General features: G+C 54.4%; 23 protein-coding genes and 2 pseudogenes. 10 read left to right on the top strand and 15 right to left on the bottom strand.

Going from position 1 to position 23,136, the window contains the following annotated elements; translation table 11 throughout:
• Window positions 1-128 precede the first annotated feature (128 nt).
• The 9 genes from ACIQU2_RS23925 to ACIQU2_RS23965 form a co-directional block, all read right to left on the bottom strand.
• Complete coding sequence (locus tag ACIQU2_RS23925) at window positions 129-479, bottom strand: copper-binding protein (RefSeq protein WP_347805016.1); 351 nt, start codon at window positions 477-479, stop codon at window positions 129-131.
• Window positions 476-3,634 carry an efflux RND transporter permease subunit gene (locus tag ACIQU2_RS23930; RefSeq protein WP_403144350.1) on the bottom strand — a complete coding sequence of 1,053 codons (3,159 nt, stop codon included), beginning with the start codon at window positions 3,632-3,634 and terminating at the stop codon, window positions 476-478. Before ACIQU2_RS23930 ends, ACIQU2_RS23925 begins: the two co-directional genes overlap by 4 nt.
• Complete coding sequence (locus ACIQU2_RS23935; protein WP_403144351.1) at window positions 3,631-5,115, bottom strand: efflux RND transporter periplasmic adaptor subunit; 1,485 nt, start codon at window positions 5,113-5,115, stop codon at window positions 3,631-3,633. Before ACIQU2_RS23935 ends, ACIQU2_RS23930 begins: the two co-directional genes overlap by 4 nt.
• Window positions 5,112-6,368: a TolC family protein gene (locus ACIQU2_RS23940; protein WP_403144352.1), complete on the bottom strand. Its 1,257-nt coding sequence runs from the start codon at window positions 6,366-6,368 to the stop codon at window positions 5,112-5,114. Before ACIQU2_RS23940 ends, ACIQU2_RS23935 begins: the two co-directional genes overlap by 4 nt.
• A 99-nt stretch (window positions 6,369-6,467) precedes the next feature.
• The gene (locus ACIQU2_RS23945) at window positions 6,468-6,809 is read right to left on the bottom strand and encodes a hypothetical protein (RefSeq protein WP_403144354.1); all 342 of its coding nucleotides are present in this window, start codon (window positions 6,807-6,809) and stop codon (window positions 6,468-6,470) included.
• A gap of 74 nt (window positions 6,810-6,883) precedes the next feature.
• The gene (gene copD / locus ACIQU2_RS23950) at window positions 6,884-7,822 is read right to left on the bottom strand and encodes a copper homeostasis membrane protein CopD (protein ID WP_403144356.1); all 939 of its coding nucleotides are present in this window, start codon (window positions 7,820-7,822) and stop codon (window positions 6,884-6,886) included.
• A 3-nt stretch (window positions 7,823-7,825) separates the two neighbouring features.
• On the bottom strand, window positions 7,826-8,209 hold the full coding sequence (copC, locus tag ACIQU2_RS23955) for a copper homeostasis periplasmic binding protein CopC (RefSeq protein ID WP_017737057.1): 384 nt from the start codon (window positions 8,207-8,209) through the stop codon (window positions 7,826-7,828).
• 369 nt (window positions 8,210-8,578) lie between these two features.
• The gene (locus ACIQU2_RS23960) at window positions 8,579-9,967 is read right to left on the bottom strand and encodes a heavy metal sensor histidine kinase (protein WP_403144359.1); all 1,389 of its coding nucleotides are present in this window, start codon (window positions 9,965-9,967) and stop codon (window positions 8,579-8,581) included.
• Window positions 9,964-10,653, bottom strand: coding sequence for a heavy metal response regulator transcription factor (locus ACIQU2_RS23965; RefSeq protein WP_347805023.1), 690 nt, complete (start codon window positions 10,651-10,653; stop codon window positions 9,964-9,966). The genes ACIQU2_RS23960 and ACIQU2_RS23965 overlap by 4 nt, the downstream gene beginning before the upstream one ends.
• 205 nt (window positions 10,654-10,858) lie before the next feature.
• Between ACIQU2_RS23965 and ACIQU2_RS23970 the strand changes: the two genes are divergently transcribed.
• The 4 genes and pseudogenes from ACIQU2_RS23970 to ACIQU2_RS23985 form a co-directional block, all read left to right on the top strand.
• On the top strand, window positions 10,859-11,212 hold the full coding sequence (locus tag ACIQU2_RS23970) for a co-regulatory protein PtrA N-terminal domain-containing protein (protein ID WP_403144362.1): 354 nt from the start codon (window positions 10,859-10,861) through the stop codon (window positions 11,210-11,212).
• Between the two features lie 165 nt (window positions 11,213-11,377).
• Complete coding sequence (locus tag ACIQU2_RS23975) at window positions 11,378-11,914, top strand: plastocyanin/azurin family copper-binding protein (RefSeq protein ID WP_403144364.1); 537 nt, start codon at window positions 11,378-11,380, stop codon at window positions 11,912-11,914.
• Between the two features lie 93 nt (window positions 11,915-12,007).
• Window positions 12,008-12,259 (top strand): DUF2933 domain-containing protein, encoded by a 252-nt coding sequence (locus ACIQU2_RS23980; RefSeq protein ID WP_403144367.1) that lies wholly within the window; start codon window positions 12,008-12,010, stop codon window positions 12,257-12,259.
• 113 nt (window positions 12,260-12,372) lie between these two features.
• Window positions 12,373-12,483 (top strand): annotated as a pseudogene (locus ACIQU2_RS23985) (heavy metal transporter); the annotation flags it as partial.
• A gap of 209 nt (window positions 12,484-12,692) precedes the next feature.
• Here the strand turns inward: ACIQU2_RS23985 and ACIQU2_RS23990 are convergent.
• A complete protein-coding gene (locus ACIQU2_RS23990; protein WP_347805026.1) occupies window positions 12,693-13,088 on the bottom strand; it encodes a DUF305 domain-containing protein in 396 nt (131 codons plus the stop codon).
• A 725-nt stretch (window positions 13,089-13,813) separates the two neighbouring features.
• A pseudogene (gene flgB, locus ACIQU2_RS23995) lies at window positions 13,814-14,226 on the bottom strand (flagellar basal body rod protein FlgB).
• Window positions 14,227-14,608: 382 nt separating this feature from the next.
• Between flgB and ACIQU2_RS24000 the strand changes: the two are divergent.
• From ACIQU2_RS24000 to ACIQU2_RS24020, 5 genes are all read left to right on the top strand, one after another.
• Entirely contained in the window at window positions 14,609-14,815 is a 207-nt protein-coding gene (locus tag ACIQU2_RS24000; protein WP_347805027.1) for a co-regulatory protein PtrA N-terminal domain-containing protein, read from the top strand.
• A gap of 220 nt (window positions 14,816-15,035) precedes the next feature.
• A complete protein-coding gene (locus ACIQU2_RS24005) occupies window positions 15,036-16,955 on the top strand; it encodes a copper resistance system multicopper oxidase (RefSeq protein ID WP_347805028.1) in 1,920 nt (639 codons plus the stop codon).
• A 232-nt stretch (window positions 16,956-17,187) separates the two neighbouring features.
• Window positions 17,188-18,162 (top strand): copper resistance protein B, encoded by a 975-nt coding sequence (locus tag ACIQU2_RS24010; protein ID WP_403144402.1) that lies wholly within the window; start codon window positions 17,188-17,190, stop codon window positions 18,160-18,162.
• 9 nt (window positions 18,163-18,171) lie between these two features.
• Complete coding sequence (locus tag ACIQU2_RS24015) at window positions 18,172-18,987, top strand: cytochrome c (RefSeq protein ID WP_347805029.1); 816 nt, start codon at window positions 18,172-18,174, stop codon at window positions 18,985-18,987.
• On the top strand, window positions 18,977-19,444 hold the full coding sequence (locus ACIQU2_RS24020) for a DUF411 domain-containing protein (RefSeq protein ID WP_403144370.1): 468 nt from the start codon (window positions 18,977-18,979) through the stop codon (window positions 19,442-19,444). The genes ACIQU2_RS24015 and ACIQU2_RS24020 overlap by 11 nt, the downstream gene beginning before the upstream one ends.
• A gap of 161 nt (window positions 19,445-19,605) precedes the next feature.
• On the opposite strand, the gene ACIQU2_RS24025 is transcribed toward ACIQU2_RS24020, so the two are convergent.
• Genes ACIQU2_RS24025 through ACIQU2_RS24040 form a run of 4 tightly spaced genes read right to left on the bottom strand, consistent with a single transcriptional unit; the run spans window position 19,606 to window position 21,459 of the window.
• Window positions 19,606-19,788, bottom strand: a complete 183-nt coding sequence (locus ACIQU2_RS24025; RefSeq protein ID WP_084317634.1) for a DUF1289 domain-containing protein — start codon at window positions 19,786-19,788, stop codon at window positions 19,606-19,608.
• Window positions 19,789-19,791: 3 nt separating this feature from the next.
• Entirely contained in the window at window positions 19,792-20,163 is a 372-nt protein-coding gene (locus tag ACIQU2_RS24030; protein ID WP_403144373.1) for a hypothetical protein, read from the bottom strand.
• Between the two features lie 43 nt (window positions 20,164-20,206).
• Window positions 20,207-21,172, bottom strand: a complete 966-nt coding sequence (gene dmeF, locus ACIQU2_RS24035) for a CDF family Co(II)/Ni(II) efflux transporter DmeF (protein ID WP_403144375.1) — start codon at window positions 21,170-21,172, stop codon at window positions 20,207-20,209.
• Between the two features lie 11 nt (window positions 21,173-21,183).
• Entirely contained in the window at window positions 21,184-21,459 is a 276-nt protein-coding gene (locus ACIQU2_RS24040) for a metal/formaldehyde-sensitive transcriptional repressor (protein WP_028621219.1), read from the bottom strand.
• 359 nt (window positions 21,460-21,818) lie between these two features.
• Here ACIQU2_RS24040 and ACIQU2_RS24045 point away from each other — a divergent pair, with 359 nt between their 5' ends.
• Window positions 21,819-23,129: an MFS transporter gene (locus ACIQU2_RS24045; protein WP_403144378.1), complete on the top strand. Its 1,311-nt coding sequence runs from the start codon at window positions 21,819-21,821 to the stop codon at window positions 23,127-23,129.
• The last annotated feature ends 7 nt before the right edge of the window (window positions 23,130-23,136 follow it).

Consider the following 23,136-nt stretch of genomic DNA (forward strand, 5'->3'; position numbering starts at 1 on the left):
CGGCAGCTATCGGCTGTGGATTCAACCGGTCGATGCAACATCCCGAAGTACCGGGTTTCCTGAACAAGACGATTTACTGGTAACGACCGGCGCGACATAGTGCGCCGGTCACTTCCACCACCGCTAATTCACTTTTTTATTGAAACAATCGTCGCTCTGCCACCCTCTACTCGAAATGAAAACGACACTCGGTCTCCAGCCGTCAGCCCTGTCAGCTGATCTTCCGTCACGGAAAAGGCCATGGTCATCGGCGGCCATTGCACAGCTGGAACAGCGCCGTGAGAGATGGTCACCGTATGCTTCGTAGTATCGATAGCCTTGATCGTTCCGTCGGCGGTGGCGACTGGAGTCTGCGTTGTTTCCTGCTTCATCTGCATGCCCTCCATTCCGTCCATTTTCATGCCCGGCATATCCTCTGCGTGGGCCGAAAGAGACAGCGTAAACACGGTGCTTGCAACTGCAATCAGGGTCAGTTTCATATGAATTTTCCTTGAGGGTTGATGGGTTCAACTATGAGGTGCCGGCGACGCATCAGGCGATAGGCTGCCGGAATGACAAACAGGGAAAGCAAGGGTGCCGTGATCATGCCGCCGACCATAGGCGCGGCGATGCGGCTCATCACTTCGCTACCAGTACCGCTGCCCAACAAGATGGGTAAAAGGCCGGCAATGATCACGGCCACGGTCATGGCCTTGGGTCGAACGCGCTGCACAGCGCCTTCACGAATGGCCGCAACCAGCCCGCGCTCAGTGTTGTCACCGAGGTCTTCACGTTCGGCCCAGGCGTTCTTCAGGTAGAGCAGCATGATCACGCCAAACTCGGCAGAAACACCGGCCAACGCGATAAAGCCGACTCCGGTGGCGACCGACAGGTTGAACCCCAACAGATAGAGGAACCATGCCCCGCCAGTCAGTGCAAATGGCAACGTGGCCATGATCAACAACGCCTCATCAAAGCGTGCGAACGTCAGATAGAGCAACACGAAGATGATCAGCAGCGTGGCGGGCACCACCAGTTTGAGTCGTGCGTTAGCCCTTTCGAGAAACTCGAACTGCCCTGAATAACTCAAGCTCATGCCGGGCTGCAACTTGACCTGTTCATTGACGACCCGGCGTAGATCAGCGACCACCGAGGCAATGTCCCGGCCACGCACGTCGATGTAAACCCAACCAGAGGGTCGTGCGTTCTCGCTCTTGAGCATCGGCGGACCGTCCGTGACCTTGACCTTCGCCACGGTGCCGAGGGTGATCTGGCTCCCAAGAGGGGTGTAGATCGGCAATTGCTCCAAGGCGCCGAGCGAGTCACGCCATTCCCGTGGGTAACGCACGTTGATCGGGAAGCGTGCAAGTCCTTCAATGGTCTCCCCGACGTTTTCACCGCCGATAGCGCTGGCCACGATGGACTGCACATCCGAAATATTCAGCCCGTAGCGGGCGGCGGCTTTGCGGTCGATATCCACATCGATATAGCGACCACCCGTTAGTCGCTCGGCCAGAGCCGAACTGACGCCGGGTACGCCCTTGGCCACTCGCTCGACGGCCTGAGTCGCGGCATCGATCTCCGATAGATTGGTGCCGGCAACTTTCACTCCGATGGGACTCTTGATCCCCGTGGCAAGCATGTCGATACGGTTACGAATCGGCGGTATCCAGATATTCGTCAGCCCAGGGACTCGTACCACTCGATCCAGTTCTTCCACCAACTTTTCCTGGGTCATGCCTGGACGCCATTGCTCGTGCGGCTTGAATTGGATGGTGGTTTCGAACATCTCCAGCGGTGCCGGGTCGGTGGCGGTTTCAGCGCGGCCGGCTTTACCAAAGACGTGTTCAACCTCTGGTACGGTCTTGATCAGGCGGTCGGTCTGTTGCAGCAGTTGCGCGGCCTTCTGCGCCGACAGTCCCGGCAAAGCTGAAGGCATATAGAGCAGGTCACCCTCGTCCAACGGGGGGAGAAACTCGCCACCCAAGCGAGACATTGGCCATAGCGCACTGACAAAAACCAATAGCGCCACCAGCAGCGTGATCTTTGGTCGACGCAAGACTGCGTCCAGGGCTGGCTGATAGATCCGAATCAACCACCGGTTCAACGGGTTCTGATGTTCACTGGGAATTCGTCCTCGAATCCAGTAGCCCATCAGCACTGGCACCAAGGTCACTGACAATCCCGCCGCTGCAGCCATGGCGTAGGTCTTGGTGAAAGCCAATGGACCGAATAACCGCCCCTCTTGTGCTTCCAGGGTGAACACCGGAATGAACGACAGGGTGATGATCAACAAACAGAAGAACAGCGCAGGGCCTACCTCTGCCGCCGCTTCGGTCATTACATGCCAATGACGCTCACCCTTCAGTTCTTCCCCCGGGTTGGCCACGTGCCATGCCTCAATCTTCTTGTGGGCGTTCTCGATCATCACCACGGCGGCATCGACCATGGCGCCGATGGCGATGGCAATCCCGCCCAAGGACATGATGTTGGCGTTGATCCCTTGGTAGCGCATGACGATGAAGGCAATCAACACACCAACAGGCAAGGAGATGATCGCCACCAGGGATGAGCGCAGGTGCCAGAGGAAGATCCCACACACCAACGCGACGACGATGAACTCTTCGATTAGCTTGTGGCTGAGATTTTCAATAGCGCGGTCGATCAGCTTGCTGCGGTCGTAGGTGGTGACGATTTCCACCCCGGCCGGCAGGCTGCTTTTCAGTTCGTCGAGTTTGGTCTTGACCGCTGCAATGGTCTCGCGAGCATTCTTGCCGCTGCGCAAAATCACCACGCCGCCGACGGTCTCGCCTTCGCCGTCGAGTTCAGTAATGCCACGCCGCATTTCCGGTCCCAACTGAATCGTGGCGACATCGCCAAGGGTCACCGGCACTCCTCCCGAAGCCAGCTTGAGCGGGATCGCCCGAAAGTCATTGAGCGTCTTCAAGTATCCGGAAGCGCGCACGATGAACTCGGTCTCTGCCATCTCCAGCACGGCACCACCGGTTTCCTGGTTGGCCTTGCCGATCGCTTCGGTCACCTCAGCCTGAGTGATACCGAGGCTGGCCAGTTTGAGCGGATCGAGCTGGACCTGGTACTGCTTGACCATGCCTCCCACGGTGGCCACTTCCGCAACGTTGGGCAGGGTCTTGAGTTCGAACTTGAGGAACCAATCCTGAAGTGCGCGTAGCTGCGCCAGGTCGTGTCCTCCACTGCGATCCACCAATGCGTACTGATAGATCCAGCCCACCCCCGTCGCATCCGGCCCCAACGCCGGCTTGGCGCTGGCCGGCAACCGACTTTGTATTTGGCTCAGATACTCCAACACCCGCGAGCGAGCCCAGTACAAGTCAGTGCCGTCTTCGAACAGCACGTAAACGAAGCTGTCACCGAAGAAGGAATAGCCACGCACAGTCTTGGCTCCCGGTACCGAGAGCATGGTGGTGGCCAATGGATAGGTCACCTGGTTCTCGACAATCTGCGGCGCTTGTCCCGGATAAGGGGTGCGGATGATCACCTGGACATCCGAGAGATCTGGCAGCGCATCGATGGGCGTGCTCTGCACCGACCAAATGCCCCAAGCCGTGACAAACAGCGTCGCCAGTAGCACCAGGAATCGGTTGGCCACTGACCAACGAATCAGGGCAGCGATCATGGCTGGCTCCCCGATTTATCCAGACGCTCAACACGCAAACCATCATCGGTCTGGCTCACCGCAATCCGAACATTATCGCCCGTTTTGAGGCCCTGCATCAGCGCCGGACTAGCGAGTGGGAACATCATCGTCATACCAGGCATGCCCAGCGTCTTGAAGGGACCATGGGCAAGCGTGACTTCTTTATCGTTGATCTCAACGATCTGCCCATCCGCCTCATGAAAGCTGGAGGCTGCTGCGCTGGGTGATGACTCTTCCTCTGAGCGGGCAACAATGCCCTTAAGACTGGCCTCCGAGTCGAGCAGGAACTGGCCAGAGGTAACTACCTTCTGTCCTTCTTCCAGGCCTTTCACTATCGCCGTCTTGCCATCGCTTTCCTGCCCGAGTTGCACCTCCACGGGACGGTAGCGGCCCGCGTCTTCGGCAAGCATCACTAGAGCACGTCGGCCCGTGCGAATGACGGCTTCGCTCGGCACCCACAACACACTTTGCCCGGTCGAACGATTCAGGCGTACCTGCGCCGTCAAACCCGGTCTGAGGCGTCCGTCCGGATTGGGTAGTTCCACCCGCACGCGAAGGGTGCGACTGTCCGGATTGGTCTCTGGCAAAATCGCGCTGACCTTGCCGTTGAGCATTGTCCCTGGGAAAGCTGGCAGGTGCGCTTCGACTCCCTGTCCCACGGTGATCGATCCGGCATCCGATTCTGGTACGGCCACGGCGAGCCAGACGCTGCTCAAGCCATTGACGCGTGCCAGGGTGTCGCCGGTCGCCACGGTCATCCCCGCACGTACGTTCAATTCTTGCAGCACACCGGCAATGGGGCTGGTGAGCGTCAGGTACGGCTGAACCTTACCGCCACGCTCTACCTGAGCAATCAGTGCTGCCGGCATCCCGGTGAGCCGCAGTCGCTGGCGGGCCGCAGCTAACAGGTCAGCATCACCGTTGCGCTTCAGGGCAAGGAACTCTGTCTGGGCGGCTGCCCATTCGGGCACCAGGATATCCGCCAACGCCGCGTTGGCTTTGAGCACATCGCCGGGAGCATGGGCATAGACCCGCTCCACAAAGCCAGTGGTGCGCGCCTGAATCACAGCGACATCACGTTCGTTGAACACCAAGACACCTGTCACGTCGAGGCTGGAATCAAAGATTCCACGGGTGACAGTCGCAAAACGCAGTCCGAGATTCTGGGTCAGACTCGGATCGATGCTGACGGTCGCACGGTCCCCTGCGCCGCTGGCGTATTGGGGAACCAGTTGCATGTCCATGAAGGGGGATTTTCCCGGCTTATCGAACTTTTGCTGCGGGTACATGGGGTCGTACCAATACAGAGCCTTGCGTTCATCCGGTGGATTGAGGCTCTGATCTGGGGCGGTAGCTGGTACTCCGCTCATGCGCTGGTGAGCGAACCAGTAACCACCGGCAACACCCAATGCCAGCGAGATGCCTACCAGCAATGCCCCGTTCCATTTTTTAAGGATCATTGGCTGGACTCCCCATAAGCAAAATACAGACGCGCACTGGTCAGCGCTCGCTGCTCTTCCACGTCGATCTGTTTGAGGCGGGCTTCGATGAGTTCACGTCGGGCGGCAACAACGGCGTTTAAATCGCCTTTGCCGGACCGATAACTGGCCATGCTGAGTTCGACCTTTTCCTTGGCCAGTGGTAACAGGCTTTCCTGGTTTCGGCGCACGGCACGATTCAGGCGCTCATAGTCGGCCAGTTCGCTCTCTAGTTGCTGAGTGTGCTCGCGTGACAGGGCTTCGCGCTCGGCCTCAAGCTGACTGAGTTCAGCCTGTTTGGCTGCGATTTTGGGGTTTTGGCGCGAGTCAGGAAACAGCGGTAGGTCCCAGGAAAATTGCACGCTGACCATATCGCCAAACTCACGGCCACGGCGCTGATAATCCAGTTCCCAGCTCCAGTCCGACTGCTTCTCCGACACGGCTTCACGAACCTTGGCTTGCGCTTCACGGGTCATCGGCGCAAACGCTGCCAACTCGGGATGGTGTTGCAGTTTATGAGAGTAGCTTGAGGTATCGACGGGCCATTCAGGCAAGCTGCCCACAGGCTTGTCGTTGGCGGCTGAGCCAATCCAGCGTTTGAGGGCTGCTCGGGCCTGCGCTCTCTGGAGAATCAGATCATCCTGTTGCTCCGCCAGTTGAGCCGCTTCTTGCTTGGGCGTCACCGCATCGGCGGGTTGAGCGCGGCCGCCGGCAATCTGGGCCCGGACGGTATCGGTCAGCAGGCGATTTTCTTTGTAGAAGTCCTGGAACAGCGCATCTTTACGCTCAACCGAGTAGCTACTGATCCATGCCAACGCCGTGGACTGGCGTACCTTCAGACGTTCGACTCGACGCTCCGCAGCGGCGCGATCAACGGCCGCATCGGCGACCTCAATGCGCGCTTTGCGCTTGTCGCTGTTGGGCATCTCTTGCCTGACCCCGACCATTTGCATGGTCATGAAGTCCTGGTCGATGCTCCAGCGATCCGGACCGCCAATGGGGTAGTTCTGCACACCCAGCAGCAGTTTGGGGTCAGGTAGTTCACCGGCTGGAATAGCTGCACTGCTGGCAGCCTGAATTCTGGCGTCTTGTGCGGTCAGCGACGGTGCATTGTTTTCGGCCAGCCGCAACGCTTCATCGAGTGTCAATGCGGCAGCGAGGCTCGGCAATGCCAGTACGCTTGCCGCCAGACCGGCCACGAGGGACCAGCCTGTGCAATAGCACTTGGAGTTCATGTTTACGATTCCTGTGATCATCCACTGCGCGCTTCATCAGACATGCACGCAGATATGCCATCCCGCTAACGCGGAATGAGGCTCAGTGTGGTACAGGAATCAAGTGCGGGGCGGTCGCCATACCCCTGACGGGGTTTGTACTGGATGGGAATCTAGGGAGAAGGACAGTATGAGGGGGCTGGATAAGGTGATAGGAGGCTTGATGATGGAGACTTGCAGCATGCCACCAGTCTTGCACTCCTGGCCTGGCTTACAGGGTTTACCGTGCTCGGTGGGACTTTTCATGTCATGACAGCAGTCTTGACCCATGCCGTTCATCATCGCCATGCCCATGGTTTTCATGGGGCAGGGTTCAGTCGACGCCTGGACACCCGCCATCCCGCTGAGGGGAAGCGCCAGGCTAATCAGGAAAATCAGGCAAAACCGTAGGTAGCGTTTCATGGGCTGGAGTGTAGCCGGTGGAAATGGCCCTTACAATTCACCTACTAGACTCCTTAGTCGGCTGTCACCAACCTCTATCCTGCGCTCATTTCCATTTCCGGACTTAAAGTGCCTAACCATGCGACAAGACAAATTATGATGACTGCCATTAAAAATTCGAGTGTCATGCTGCGGCGCAAGGCATTGACCGCGGCAGAGTATTCTCCACTCCGAACTGACCGCTCCAATACCGGACTTAGGTGAAAGCGGTTCAGCGTGGCTAACACGATCATCCCGGCAAAGAGCAGGATCTTCAAAAACAGCAGGACACCGTACGTACTGAGCATCACTTCATCGAGATTTGGACCGATGACAAACAGATAATTCACTACGCCTGTGATGCTTATGATCACTACGATCACAGCGCCGGCCGATTCAAAACCAGTCAGCACCCGTGCAAGAATTCGAGCTTCTTGTTCGCCCTTTAGCGATTTCAACCGCAGCAGTAGAGCGAATGCCAATAGAGCACCCAACCAGCCACCTGCGGCTAAAAGATGGAATATATCGGTGATGAAATGCCAGTAGCGTCGGCTGCCTTCATCCATGGCACCGTGCCCTGTCCAAGCCAACGTCGCCAACGCAATCGCTCCGCATACGGTGACGATCCAGAGACTGGGTGTCGGAAATCGCTTATTCAATGCGACGCCAATAATTGCCATCACCAAGGCAGCTATTCGGACCATCCAGGTCAACCCGACGTCGGTCCCCATGAGGACCATTTCAAAAATATGGTGATGTAGCTCCATAAGCTCCGACACACCGCTCATTGCTTTCGCAAGCAACAACATGGCGACAAGGGATAGAGCTACACCTGCGACAGAAGTACCGTAAAGAAGCGACTCAAAATTCAAGACCGTGCCCGATACTCTTTCCTTTCCCCTGAGGCTGTACAAGCCGAAAATTGCCAATCCGAATAACAACATCAGGTCGAAATAAAGAGCAAAGCGAACCACAATATTTATTGAGTCGCTCATAAATCATTTCACTTTAAATGAGAAGTTGCCGGTGATCGGGTGAGTGTCCGAGGAGACCGCACGCCATTCGACTTTGTAGGTACCGGTGGTCAAAGGTGCTGCCGGTGTAATCACCATCGTTTTCGGATCACCGCCACCAGCGACGGCGGCCTTAACACCCATTGGGGAGTTCGGCATGCCAGGCATATCGGTCATGATCAGTTTTGCACCGGAAAACTGAGTGGTGAGATTCTCAGAAAAGTGCAGTTCAATTTTCGAAGGGGCCGCCGCATCCGAGCCTTCTGCCGGAGTGGAAGAAAGGAGCTTTGGATGTGCTTGAGCAACTGCACTCAGAAGCAAACCAGCGGTAAGTGCAACAGCTACGGTGGTAGTTTTAAGGAATGACATGCAAGACTCCTCACAGCAAGAGCTGTTGATTCGAGGTTTGTTTGGGAATATCTAGTTTTTACTTTTCGATTCTTGTTAAAACCACTGATGATTAGCTAGTAGCCTCCGTGTTCTAGGGCAGGTTGAACACGAGAAACTCACTAGGCCCCAACGTCACAGTGCAAGACCACGATGCCACACGAACGCAAACTGTTCGATTACATTTCAGTCAGCTTGACGCGGTGTTTGGCCTCGAATTGGCGGGCGTAGCGAGACTTAAAGACGAGACCGCGTGCCCGCGACACCTGGGTTTTCACTCATTCAAAAATAACGAAAGTGGACGCTGGGCGCAGGCTGAGAGATCGCCGTTGATCGCAAATGCGCCGTTGTTCAGCTAACCCTCAAGTCAACACTAGGAAACTCTAGATGAAAGGCCGTTCTTCCATTAAAGGACGTACACCATATCTTTCCATCATGCGCTTCAATTATTGATCGGGTAATTGACAGACCTAGCCCCGCGTTGCTGGGACTGCCTTCTCGCCGAGCTGGGTCCACCCGGTAAAAGCGATCGAACAGCTTTTCAAGATGTTCGGGAGCAATGGGCTCTCCTTGGTTCTCCACAACGACCAATACCGACATATCCTTCTGCTGAATATCGACACTGATGGACTTCCCTTCATAGGTGTAGCGCAGCGCATTTGAGAGCAGATTAGAAATGGCTCTGTGGAGCATAAGAACATCGCCTCGAACACTGCCCCTTCCTGAAACCGTGAGCTCAATGCCTCGCTCATCAGCCAACAGGCGGTAGTATTCGAGCAATTTCTCTACGACTTCCACCAGGTCTATCGGTTTGTTCTCGTGCGTGATCAGACCATTGTCAGACTTCGCCAGAAAAAGCATGTCATCGATCATTCGCCCCATACGCTTCAAATCATCAAGATTTGAGTACAGATTGTCTTCGTAGTCCTCGATATTCCTTTTTCTAGAAAGCACCACTTCCGTGTGGGTCATCAAGTTGCTGACGGGGGTCCGTAACTCGTGAGCAATGTCCGCAGAGAAATTCGATAAACGAACAAACGCATCGTCCAACCTAGATAACATTGCGTTGAATGACAGCACCATTTGCTGAAGCTCTTTGGGAACCGGTGCTAATGGAATACGCTCTTTGAGTGATTTAGCTGACATTGAAGCCGCGACCTGAGTGACTTGGCTAATAGGCCGCAGGCCACTGCTCGCGACCATCCAGCCCAACGCTGCACTGACCAGCGCGCTGATCACCAGCCCTATCCAAAACCATCGCTCGAGCGTCTCGAAAAAGGACATATGCTGAGTAACGTCAAAGATCAACATGACGGTCAATGGCTTGTCTTGTCCCGTCACAATGGCTTGTGCCGTCACACCACGGAACATCTGCTCTTGATCTCGCCACTCCCAGACGTTGTTGTTTGGAATGGTGCGAAATTCCTCCGGTACATCGACGGGACCGGGATCAGCAAACAGTAGTTTGCCGCCACCATCGATTATTAGAGCAGTCAAATCACGGTGAGCGCCAAGCAGCGCCTCTAGCTCAGGCTTAACATCACTGAATTGATCAATGCTGTTCAACCCCGTCAGAATTCTTTGAGTCGAATTGAGCTTTTCGTTCAGCGCCTGCTGATCCAGCATCTTGAAGTGATGCCGGCTGAGGTTATTGAAACTGAGTCCGGCAACAGTGAGAACGGCCGTTACCGCGAGCATGAACATAAGGCTCATGCGAGCTGTCAGGGACATTCGGTTCATTCCGACTCCGAATCAGGTGCGTCGAGCATGTAACCCATTCCCCTTGCGGTATGAATCAACTTGACCTCAAAGTCGTCATCTATCTTGGCCCTCAACCGTCTCACTGCAACCTCGATAACGTTGGTATCGCTGTCGAAGTTCATATCCCAAACCTGGGAGGCGATAAGTGATTTTGGCAGCACCTCCCCTCGACGACGTAGCAACAGCTCAAGCAGCGCAAACTCTTTGGCCGTAAGGTCTATACGCTTACCTCCACGAATGGCCCGACGCTTGAGCAGGTCCACCTCCAGATCAGCCAATTTCATATAGGTTTGAGAGGGAGCGCCGTTACCCCGACGCAGCAACGTTCTGACACGAGCCAACAGTTCAGAAAATGCGAAGGGTTTGATCAGGTAATCATCTGCCCCGAGTTCAAGTCCTTTCACTCGATCTTCAACGCGGTCTCGCGCCGTGAGGAAGAGCACGGGAACATCTTTTCCGGATGCACGAACCTTCTGAAGTACTTCCCAGCCATCCAGCCCAGGCATCATGACGTCTAGAATCAGCAGGTCATAGGCCTCGCTCAAAGCGTGCTGAAGCGCCACTTTGCCATTGGTAAAGCGATCCACATTGAACCCCGCCTCCGTGAGTCCTTGCTCCAAATAGATACCTATTTTGGGTTCGTCTTCAGCAACCAGAAGTCTCATGAGGGTGGCTCTCGGATAATGATGAAGCGCAGTCTGCAACGAAACACGCCGGCCAACCAGCAACTGACAGAAAAGTAATATTGGCTTCAGGTAGATGTCAGCAAGCGCTGTCTAGGGTTCAAGCATGAGTACTTCCTGGTGCTCGACCGTCTCTTCAGCATGAAACGTTTGGGAGCCGGAAAACAATTCCATAAGGAGTTACCCCATGAATCGCCTGAAAATGCTGTTTTTTGTGAGCTCGATACTCGTCTCAGCTTCTGTATGGGCTGAAAGTGGTGGAGACCGGGTGATAGAACGTATGGAAGGCCTGCGCGACAAAGCTGAAGCCGTACTGATTCAAGCTGAAAAAGCCCCTGAAGGACAGCGTCATGTCCACATGGCCGAGCATATGAAGATGCTCGGCGACATCATGAGCCAACTCCATAAAGATCATCCAGACGCCTCAATGTCACCCCAGCAGCACCTGGCCTGGATGGAAAAGCACGACAAAATTGTCGACGACGTTTTGAGCCAAATGCAGCGCGAGCACAAATTGATGCTTTCAGAGAATCACCAGTGAGCAACTCGCTGAAAAGAGCTTTTTGAACAGTCTTGTTGAATGCGGCGTCATCTGGACGCCGTATTTATTTCGAAAACTGACAGAAATGTAGTGTTCAGGTCAGTTAACTGGCAGCTCCGTGTCTTTAGCATAGCCAGTGTTCCCCCTCTTACTCTCGAGGTCACTATGAAAGATAAGCTCGTTACCCCTGTCATCGCAGCAATCACTCTACTATTCGGTGCTACGGCCATGGCCGACGTAGGTCATGGGAAAGAGGGCATCGGCCAGCCTGGAGTCGCCTCTGAGGTTACCCGTACGGTGGTGGTGGAGATGGGTGATATTTTCTTCAAGCCTGAAAGCATCGACGTAAAACCTGGTGAAACCATTCGATTTGTCCTTCGCAATGAGGGTTCGATGCTGCACGAGTTCAACATCGGCAAAGCCGCTGCTCATGCAGCGCACCAAAAAGAAATGGCAAGCATGTTCCAGAACGGGACGCTTAACCCCACCGGTACAGGGAAAACGATGAGCGACATGGGCCACAGCATGGGTGGAATGAAGATGGTCGGAATGGAACACAACGACCCGAACAGCGTCCTGATCGAGCCAGGCGCAACCCAGGAGCTGATCTGGACCTTCAACAACAGCACTGGGCTTCAGTTTGCCTGCAACGTGCCGGGGCATTATCAGTCAGGGATGGTTGGTCAGTTTGACCTGAAGTAAGCCGGAGCTGGCTGCTAACACCGCTTCGACGCAAGAGTTGGCTACGCTCTGTCGCAGAGATCACAGCAACGCTCACACAGTGGGGTTTAGATCATGAATAACCATCAGCATCCGGATGGAAACACCACCGCACCATTTTGGAGGAGCAAAACAGGCGTCGTACTGATCATGCTCATTGCGATTGGTGCCTTCTACGTGGTGCGGGAGCATTTCAGCCACGTTTATCCATTTTGGCCTTATCTGATTCTGTTGATCTGTCCATTGATGCATTTTTTTGGACATGGACACGGCGGACATAGCCATGGCGATCAGGCAGCAACCCACAAGGACGAAAAAGGGAAATAGCCATGCCTCCCATATCGAGCCACCACGACCACAGTCACGCCCATGCTGCTCCGCTCCCCGATGTGCTTTTTTAGGAACAACCGGAGAGGCTACAACTATCCTGACACCGGGGGGTTTCCGTGGATCGGGCAGTCGGTAAGGTGAGCGTTGAAAGCAGCCAAAGCCCAGAGCAGGTTCGTAAAGCTGTCGAGGCGTTAGGTTTTCCTTCCCAGATCAGCGCCTGAGCGCGCTGATTCTCTCCCAGGGTAAGAGCCCCGCATGCCCAGGCTCCCCTTGGGTTCATTTCAAGCCATGGACCAAGCGGAGCTTGGTTTTTCGTCCCGTACCCGTTCAAGGTAATGTGCACTGGCGGCGAATTACCGGCCAAACTGGTGCGGCTATTTCTGTCGAAGATGCAGTGCACAGATCGACATCACCATGGTCATGGTCATGGTCATGGTTTTTTATTAGCTTTAATCCACTGATCAAGTACGGCGATTTCCTTTTCCTGTGCGGCAATTATGTCTTTGGCCATACGGAGCATCTCTGGATTTTTTCCGCTCTTGAGTTCGGCTTGCGCCATCTTGACTGCCATCTGGTGATGCATGCGCATGTTTGCCGCGAAGTCATAATCCACATCGCCGGTCTTGGACATACCACCCATTTTTTTCATGCCGTCCATCTTCGAATGATCCATATGCTCGGAAGACATCGGCATTGTTTCGCTTTTCGCGGGCTCTGCGGCACTGGTCCACGTCGGCGCTGTTGCCATCACCGCGACAGCCATCGCGACCGCCCTTACCGATAAAGTGAACCGGCTAGAGCTGTTGTGCTTGATATGCTTGGACATTGTGAATCTCCTGTTAGAAGGCGGAAGATTGGCATATACATACCATTGCCCCTGCGTACAGAAATCGCCATTTCTGTACCTGCAATTGGGGCCCGACTAGCCTTAGCCACTGCTGAGGCGCCATGTGAGGGGCATCGGAGTGTTGGTCATAGCTATGTTCTCCTTGCTAGCAGTGGTGTTGGGACCATCGAGATTCGACAGTTTCGGTTAAAAAAGCTGATCATTTCGGATAGATAGCGAATTAGGATATTGCAGACAAATACCAGTCTTAATGCGAGCAAAATGCTGTTTCATAGCAGTCAGAAAATGCGTGCTCAGGGTTCATATTTCACCCTAGACCACGCTAGGCGAACAGTCGACAGAAATCAATATTACATTCCTGTCAGCTTCTAGTTGGTTAGCATTTCGTGGCGAATAGCCCTTAGGGAACTGAAAAAAACTTCCATCGCTGGGGAATACCCGTATCGCACGACCTGAACGGTTGAACCCCGATAAAACAGATGGCCTTCGCCAATACCGAGTATGCCGGTAACCCAAGCAGACCCGCGACCGCTCCCAGATTCAGATGGATCAGATCTTGCCGTGGCAGGGTTTAGCCGCACTATAAAAGGGTAAAGTCGGTCGTGCAGCGTATACGTCGGTGAGGCTCAAAAATAAACCACTTCAAATCTGGGAATTGGACGGTGAAATTGCTGCCAGCGACCCTTTGGGCCGGCCTTTGCTTATTAGTCACCTCGTAAAACTTTAAGCAAAGCTTTAAATACTCCATTCAACCTAGTAAAAGCGGCATAAAAACGCATTTCGATTTCTGCGTACTTTGCGACTTCGACCTGTTGATCGACAGTGTTTTGATCAATGGAAGGTTGATCCGGTGTGCTGTAAAGAAAAGAACCTCTGTAAATGGCACCTGCTAATTCTTCTCCGGCAATATGAAGTAGCCTTATTGTTTTCAAGAGAACGGAGTAACAAGAGCACCTTTTGTCTGGCCTTCAAGCACAGCAGAAAATCCTAAATCCTGGGCCTTGAAGTTCGAGGTATCGGCGTTAGCGATATTGTTGCTCAGCAACTCAGCTCTTTGGCTACGGTAAATTAACGATCTTTCTGCGGAGCCAAGCGCTTTCTCAAAATCAATACTCAAACCTAATCACCTTCAGTAACGCTACTATTTACCACGATACCGAATAATCAATGCTGACCGCGTGCGTTCAATCCGACGCACTTCAATTTCAGCACAGGAACTAAAAGCCTCTCGCCACCTTGAACGTGAACGGAAGCTTACAAAAATACATAGCTAAAATTTTATTCGGTAAATGGCGGTTATGCGATCGCTGGATGATCGAGACCTTACGGAGTAACTAGCGTGTTCCTCAAGAGAATATCGCAACCTGTCACAACTGTAATATTGGCCTAAGGTTCCTGACAGGGGATGAGTCTTATAGTCCTATTGAGCATCAAGCTCACCCCGAAGAATCATCTGATGTGGATTCGGGGGTTACCAATACTCATCCGAGGAATACCAAATGACACCCATCAAAACTTTGTTTGTCGTCGCAGCCCTGACCGTCTCTTCTTTGGCTATGGCTGAAGGCGGTGGTGACCGGGCGTTCGCACGTATGGAAGCGGCCAGGAATAATTCAATGGAATCGTATCAAGTAGCCCAAAAGCAAAGCACCCAACCTCCCATCGCAGAAAGCCAACCCAAAGCGATGGACCACAAGAATTGCTGAATAGCTTGCTGCGTTCCCAAGCTGACAGAAATGTAATCACTGTGGTGGTTCAAATGTGGCAATTTCTGAGCTCGCTTGCCGTAAGTACTCGTTTTTAGTGACGGCGAGCGAAGCTCATTCGGGCTCATCACAAAACCCCGAGAGAGTGCCTTCAACCTGTTTGAGCAACTCATTGGTTGCTTCGCACGGCTTCCCTTTTGACTGATCGGACATAAACGGCATGCATTCCAAAACCTCTAGGCGGACATTCGTTAAAGGCCTGGCCGCTGGTGGCATTCTCGGCGGCCTTGGTCTGTGGCGCACTCCTGTATGGGCAGTGACCAGCCCTGGTCTGCCGAGCGTTCTCACCGGTAACGAATTTGATCTGTTTATTGGTGAAACCCCTGTAAACATAACTGGCTCGCCGCGCACAGCCATGACCATCAATGGTTCGTTGCCCGGACCTTTGCTGCGCTGGCGCGAAGGCGAAATGGTCACACTGCGTGTGAAAAATCGCCTAGACCAAGACACCTCCATTCATTGGCACGGGATCATTCTGCCCGCCAACATGGACGGTGTACCGGGTTTGAGTTTCCATGGCATCGCGCCCGATGGCATGTACGAGTACAAATTCAAGGTGCATCAGAACGGTACGTACTGGTACCACAGCCACTCTGGTTTGCAGGAGCAGGCAGGCGTTTACGGTCCAATCGTCATCGACTCGAAAGAGCCTGAACCTTTTCAATACAACCGCGACTATGTGGTGATGTTGACTGACTGGACCGATGAAGACCCTAGTCGCGTCATGGCCAAGCTCAAGAAGCAATCGGACTACTACAACCACCACAAACGTACCGTGGGCGACTTCATCGACGACGTCAGCAAGCAAGGTTGGTCTGCTGCCGTGGCCGACCGGAAGATGTGGGCTGAAATGAAAATGAACCCCACCGATCTCGCAGACGTCAGTGGGGATACTTACACCTATCTCATGAATGGCCAGGCGCCGAATGGTAACTGGACCGGTATTTTCAAGCCGGGCGAGAAGCTGCGCCTGCGCTTTATCAACGGCTCAGGTATGAGCTATTTCGACGTCCGCATCCCTGGTTTGAAAATGACCGTTGTGGCGGCTGACGGCCAACATGTCAAACCAGTCAGCGTCGATGAATTCCGCATCGCCGTGGCAGAAACGTATGACGTGATCGTAGAACCTGCCAGCGAAGAGGCTTACACCATCTTCGCCCAGTCCATGGATAGAACCGGTTATGCACGCGGTACCCTGGCGGTTCGCGAAGGATTGCAGGCACAGGTGCCTGCGACCGATCCTCGGCCTCTTTTGACCATGGATGACATGGGAATGGGCGGTATGGCGGGCATGGACCATGGCAGCATGGCTGGTATGGGCGGCGGCGATATGAAACAAGGTGACATGTCAGGCATGGCTGGCATGGACCACAGCAAGATGTCGAGCATGGACCAAAGTGACATGACCGGGATGACCGGCATGGACAGCGGTGATATGACTAACATGGCCGGTATGGACCACAGCAAGATGGCGGGAATGGACAAAGGCGACATGTCCAACATGGCCGGCATGGACCACAGCAAGATGGCAGGGATGGGCGGTATGGGTGGCGAAATGCAGACTCACCCAGCCTCCGAAACCAACAACCCCTTGGTTGACATGCAAGCCATGAACCCAACGCCAAAGCTAAACGATCCAGGCATCGGTTTGCGGAACAATGGTCGTCGAGTGCTCACCTACTCTGATCTGAAAAGCACGTTCCAAGACCCTGACGGCCGCGAGCCCAATCGCACCATTGAGCTTCATCTGACCGGTCACATGGAGAAGTTTTCGTGGTCCTTCAACGGAATCAAATTTTCTGACGCCGAGCCGCTTCGTCTGAAGTATGGGGAGCGTCTTCGCATCACCCTGGTGAACGACACCATGATGACCCATCCCATCCACCTTCACGGCATGTGGAGCGACCTTGAGGATGAGAACGGCAAGTTCATGGTGCGCAAGCACACAATCGACATGCCACCAGGTACCAAGCGCAGCTATCGAGTTACCGCTGATGCCTTAGGTCGCTGGGCCTATCACTGCCATCTGCTTTTCCATATGGAAATGGGCATGTTTCGTGAAGTGCGGGTTGATGAGTAAAGGAGACGATCTGTGAGCACATACCTAAATCGTAAATCGCTGGTGGGTTGCCTCTTTGCCATTGGCCTGTTGGGTGGACACTCGTCCGTGGGACTGGCAGGGGATGATAGTAGTGACCATTCACCTGCGACTCCTGCGAAAGCAACGAACCAGCCCGCAACTACGGCAACCGAGTCAAAGCCCGATCACGGGTCAATGGATCACAGCAAGATGAGCCATGAGTCGATGGATCATGACCAAAAAACCAAAAAGGCAGATTGAGATCATGACCAGTAAGTTTTTACGCCCAACGTTGATGGCACTGGCAGTCTCTACCAGTCCTGCTTTCTTTGTCGTGGCTCACGCCGCTGAAGAAATGGATCACTCCAAGATGGACCACGGCTCAATGGGAGCTATGGACCATAGCAAGATGGGGGCTATGGATCACAGCAAGATGAGTATGGATGACGGGAAAATGGACGGAATGGAAAGTATGGATAGAGGGGCGACTACCACCAGTCGAACCCCAGTCCCCGTACTTACCGACGCTGACCGTGCAGCCGCCTTTCCAGATGTTGCTGGTCATGGTGTCCACGACAAAAAACTCAACTCCTTCATGCTGCTGGATAAGTTTGAGTACCAGGATGCTGACAACGGTAGTGCATTGGCCTGGGATGCAAAAGGATGGATCGGCGGTGACGTTGACCGACTGTGGTTGCGCTCGGAAGGCGAACGTACCAATGGCGTAACTGAAAACGCTGAACTCTCAGCACTTTGGGGGCACTCCATCGGTCCATGGTGGGATGTCGTCACCGGCGTACGACAAGACTTCAAGCCCGGGTCACCACAAACTTGGGGAGCGCTCGGTATTCAGGGCATGGCCCTCTACAACTTTGAAGCCGAAGCGACTGCCTACATCGGTGAGAACGGTCAAACCGCTGCTCGATTGGAAGGCGACTACGACATTCTGCTGACCAATCGCCTGATCTTGCAGCCGACGGCCGAAGCCAATTTTTACGGAAAAAATGATCCTCAGCGCGGCATTGGGTCTGGATTGGCAAACACCGAAGTAGGGCTCCGATTGCGTTATGAGATTGTTCGCCAATTTGCCCCTTACATTGGGGTTAGCTGGAGCCGCTCCTACGGCAATACGGCAGACCTGGCCAGCGATGAAGGAGACGATGCGAACGAAGCGCGATTTGTCGCCGGTATTCGGATGTGGTTTTGAGGGCCTGACATGAAAAGAACATTGAAAACATTGACTGCTGCCGGGGTGGTCGCCGCAATAGTAGGTGCCGGCGTGGTGTATTTTGGTGTGATTAATGTTGGGGCGGATGATCCACATTCCGATCCCGTTTACGCGCTACTTTCCACCGCTCGGGATCGCTCGATCGAAGTGCGCTCACGCGACATTAAAGTCCCCGACCTGAGCGAAGAAGCTCTCATCCGCGCAGGTGCTGGCAACTACAACTCTATGTGCATCGGTTGCCATCTGGCCCCGGGTATTGCAGGAACCGAGTTAAGTAATAGCCTTTACCCTGCACCTCCAAATCTTTCAAAACTGGGCGTTGATGGAAACCCTGCCGCAGCTTTCTGGATCATCAAGCATGGAATCAAATCCACAGGCATGCCCGCTTGGGGTAAAAGCATGGCCGATCCCTACATATGGGAAATGGTCGCTTTTCTCCAACAGCTGCCTTCATTGGATGCAGAGCAATACAACGCTCTAGCAACCAGCAGCGGCGGTCATCAACACGGTGGCGGCGAGAGCAAAATGCATAACCATGAAGGCGAGCATGAGGGCCAAAAAGGGGCTGTCGCCGGGCATCATGATGCGGGTGCAGCCGAAGAGATAGCCGAAGCAGGCGACCATCATGGCGAGAGTAACAGCGACCATGCCCATGAGGCGGCCTCACCGCCTTCTCAGGATGAAAGTACCGAACACGCCCATCCTCTGGTTGTGGAGGCTTCACATGACGCTCCTGCAACTCCGGCCGTTCAGCCAAACACTCATACCCACGCTGATGGGAAGGAGCATACCCATGCGAAATAACTTTCTTCGTCCCGGTCGGGCACTTCGCCTCGCTGCATTCGCGGCTCTGTTTATCAGTTCAACTGGTCATGCAGCAGAGTCGCTGACGATCGACGTCCATCGTGACGCTATCTGTGGATGCTGCAAGAAGTGGATCCAGCACCTTGAAGCTAACGGCTTCACCGTCGTTGATCATGTAGAAACCAACATGAGCGCGGTCAAGCAGAATCTCGGTGTTGCTCCACGACTCTCGTCCTGCCACACAGCAATGATCAATGGAAAGTTTGTTGAAGGTCACGTGCCCGCCGAGCAAATCATTGCGATGAGCAAACGTGACGACCTTCTCGGGATCGCCGTTCCTGGCATGCCGGCTGGATCTCCAGGCATGGAAGTCAACGGAAAACGTGATGCTTACCAGGTAATCGGCTTGTCCAAAGCAGGCGCAGACCAGGTCATTGCTGAATACCCCGGCAATTAATCTGGCCCTGTCCATCTAACGCTGCATGGCTACCGTCCACCCTGGCCATGCAGCGAGAAATGCTTTGTCCATTAGGTGTTCAAGCAGTAGAAGAAGTTGTAAGGGGGCCGAGGACAGCAGCAAGGGAGGACGCATTACAACTGTGGCCTAAACTGCGGCGTTCAATTATGCTTTTTTTGCAAGCTTTTCAGGCGCAGGGTCGCGCGTTGTACAGCGGCCATCTTTTCTGGACGCTTCATCCGCTTCCATTTTCTGATGTCTTCCTTGGTGCGACCGCAGCTCAAACATAGTTCGCTGTTCAGCTGGCAAACGGAAATACACGGGTTTTCGATGTCCTTGGCCATGGTTTAACTCCGCGTGGATCGTGTACGGGTTAAACGCTGCCGCCAGTCACCGGCATTCGACCGCTGACATTGCTCTTCAGTATCGAGATGCACGTTGGCCGACACCTGACTGACGTGAACATTCGCTTCACTTAACGCCAGGGTCGTCAGTTCGAGCATCCGCTTGTCTTGCCCATTGGCAAGCACCTCATCCCTGTTGGCATCGGTGTCGAAGACCCAAACAACCATCAGACTGGAGGGAAATCGCGCGTAATCCACATCGTGAGTCAACCAAGAGAAGCCCACTATCTCTGCTTTGGCCGTCTCGCAGGCCTTGGTCAGAGCAGCAATCAGACGACGTTCGATTTGCGCTTGATCCCGTTTGCTCAAAAGCATATCTCGATCCTTATTTTCATTTCAGTCGACTATGCGTTCATTTCTAAGCCGGAACGGAGACTTGTACCGGTGAGTCAGCTCCCAGCTTCGTGCGGTATTCAACAGTCAGATGCATGACTTCATGAACCGTAGCAAGCCGTCCTCGTATGTCTTCGGCATTCACTGCGGGGCTGCCGAGGACGCTCACAATCGCGGCTCGGGCCTGAGGCCCTACCTGCCAGACATGAAGATCAATGATCGAAGCATCTCCAGGCGTTTCAACCAGTTCACGAATTTCTTGGGCGACATGATCATCTGTCTGGTCGAGCAATACACCCGCAGTCACCCGCATCAACGACCAAGCCCAGCGTGCAATGACAATTGCACCCAAAATCCCCATTGCAGGGTCGAGCCATACCCAACCAAGGTATCGGCCAGCAAGCAGAGCAGCGATGGCCAGAACCGAGGTCAGGGCATCTGCAATGACGTGAACGTAAGCAGAGCGCAAATTATTGTCGTGACCATGCGCATGGTGAGATTGATCGTGGCCGTGGTCATGCCCATGGTGATGGTCATGACCGCCGGAGAGCAAAAGCGCGCTCACGACATTCACTGCTAGTCCGACGACTGCGATAAGAGTCGCCGTCCCGAATTGCACTTGAGTCGGTTGAAAGAGGCGGAATAGCGATTCCCCGCCAATGCCCAGGGAGACCAACCCCAAAATCAGAGCAGAAGCGAAACCGCCCAAGTCTCCAACCTTGCCAGTTCCAAAGCTGTAGCGAGCACTTGATGCATGCCTTTTTGCGTAGCCGTAAGCAGCCGCGGCTATACCGAGTGCTCCTGCGTGCGTTGCCATGTGAAATCCATCGGCAAGCAACGCCATGGACCCTGTGACATAACCTGCGGTGATCTCAGCGACCATCATTACGACGGTCAGTGCCACCACCCACAAGGTTCGCTTGGCGTTTTCTTCATGCGATGCCCCCAAGAACATATGGTCGTGGGCATAGTCCGTGTACGAATTACTCATCTGGGTAAATCCTATTTGGAATAGCGGCGAATAGCTTCGAGGAGCTCGTCGACGCCTTTCGCTCTTTCTTCGTTGCTGAGTGTCGGATTCGCGACATGTTCACGAGCGTGGTCTTCGATGATTTCATCCATCAGCCCATTGATCGCGCCACGGGTCGAAGCGACCAAAAGCAAGGTTTTTGAGCAGTCATCGTCAGAGTCGAGCGCTCGCTCAATTGCCTGGATTTGCCCGGCGATGCGTTTTACGCGCTTAAGAAGATTGTCTTTGCTCGATCTCACATGACCCATACCATACCCCCCCTACCTATAATGAAAGTATGATCACACGTTCCAACTAGCCATACAAGCCAGGGAGGAAATACATCCGACCGGCAGCGTCGCAGCATTTGAATGCTGCAATCGAAACATTGAGCACGTCGCCTCGCCGTACAGAACCAATACAAACCGGCGGGCGGGCCCGCACTTCAATAATTCGATAGATGGCGTAGCGCCTATTTCTTGAGCTGCCATGGACTATGATTTAGGATCGAACCGTATCCCCCCAGGGGGGATATTCGCACTGAACAGAGACGAAACCAGCTGATTGCGTCTCTTCGTGAAAAGTTAGGTAACCGCCTGGTCACGCACTTCGCCACCTGAGATCTTCCATGCTGAAAATCCTAGCCAACCGAACCTACCGTCATCTCTTTCTCGCCCAAGTAATCGCGCTCGTAGGGACTGGACTCGCCACTGTCGCGCTGGGCCTGCTGGCGTTCGACCTTGCGAGCGCCCAAGCAGGTGCTGTCCTCGGTACAGCGCTGGCGATCAAAATGACGGCCTACATTGGCGTTGCACCGATCGCAGCGGCTTTTGCTGAACGTCTACCCCGTCGAGCGATGCTGGTCTCGCTGGATCTGGTGCGAGCACTGGTCGCGCTCGCTCTGCCATTTGTGACGGAAGTCTGGCAGATCTACGTGCTGATTTTTGTTCTCCAGTCAGCCTCGGCGGCGTTCACCCCGACATTTCAGGCAACCATTCCAGACATCCTGCCGGATGAAGACGACTACACCCGCGCCTTGTCGCTATCACGTCTCGCCTATGATCTTGAAAGTGTCGCCAGCCCTATGCTCGCCGCCGCGTTGCTGACCGTTATCAGCTTCCATAATCTGTTCGCCGGCACTGTCATCGGTTTCCTCGCTTCAGCGGCCCTGGTCGCCACAGTGGTGCTGCCAAAGGCGAAGCCGACGCCACGACGCAGCATCTACGAACGAACTACCCGTGGCATGCGCATATTCCTGGCCACCCCTCGCCTACGGGGGCTGCTGGCTCTTAATCTGACAGTGGCCGCTGCCAGTGCCATGGTCATCGTCAATACGGTGGTGCTGGTGCAGTCGCACTTCGCTCTGCCTCAGAGTTCTACAGCATTGGCGCTGGCTGCGTTTGGTGGCGGCTCGATGGTCGCGGCCTTGGTCTTGCCTCGGTTGTTAAAAAACATCAAAGACCGAACGGCCATGCTGTTTGGTGGAGGAATACTGGTTGCGGGTTTAGCGGTTGGTATCAACCTGACCACCTATAACATCCTGTTGCCGCTGTGGGTGGTGCTCGGGGTGGGCTACTCCCTGGCCCAGACTCCGAGCGGTCGACTGTTGCGTCGCTCGGCGCATGCCGAAGATCGCCCGGCGTTGTTTGCCGCCCAATTTGCTCTATCCCATGCCTGCTGGTTGATTACCTACCCATTGGCAGGATGGCTGGGTGCCAATATCAGCCTCGCTGCGTCGTTTGTAGGGCTCGCCGTCGTGGCCGGTAGTGCGCTAGTGGTCAGCATCGTAATCTGGCGTCCAGCTCATGACCAAGAGTCGATCAAGCATACCCATAAGGGTCTGCCGGGCGATCACACGCACCTCGATGGCCAGGACGGTGTGGATCACGAACACCCATACGTGATCGATGATCAGCATCGCCGATGGCCCAGCCAGTGATCGTGAG

It is taken from the genome of Pseudomonas sp. NPDC098740, assembly GCF_044760065.1.
Lineage (GTDB): Bacteria > Pseudomonadota > Gammaproteobacteria > Pseudomonadales > Pseudomonadaceae > Aquipseudomonas > Aquipseudomonas rossensis.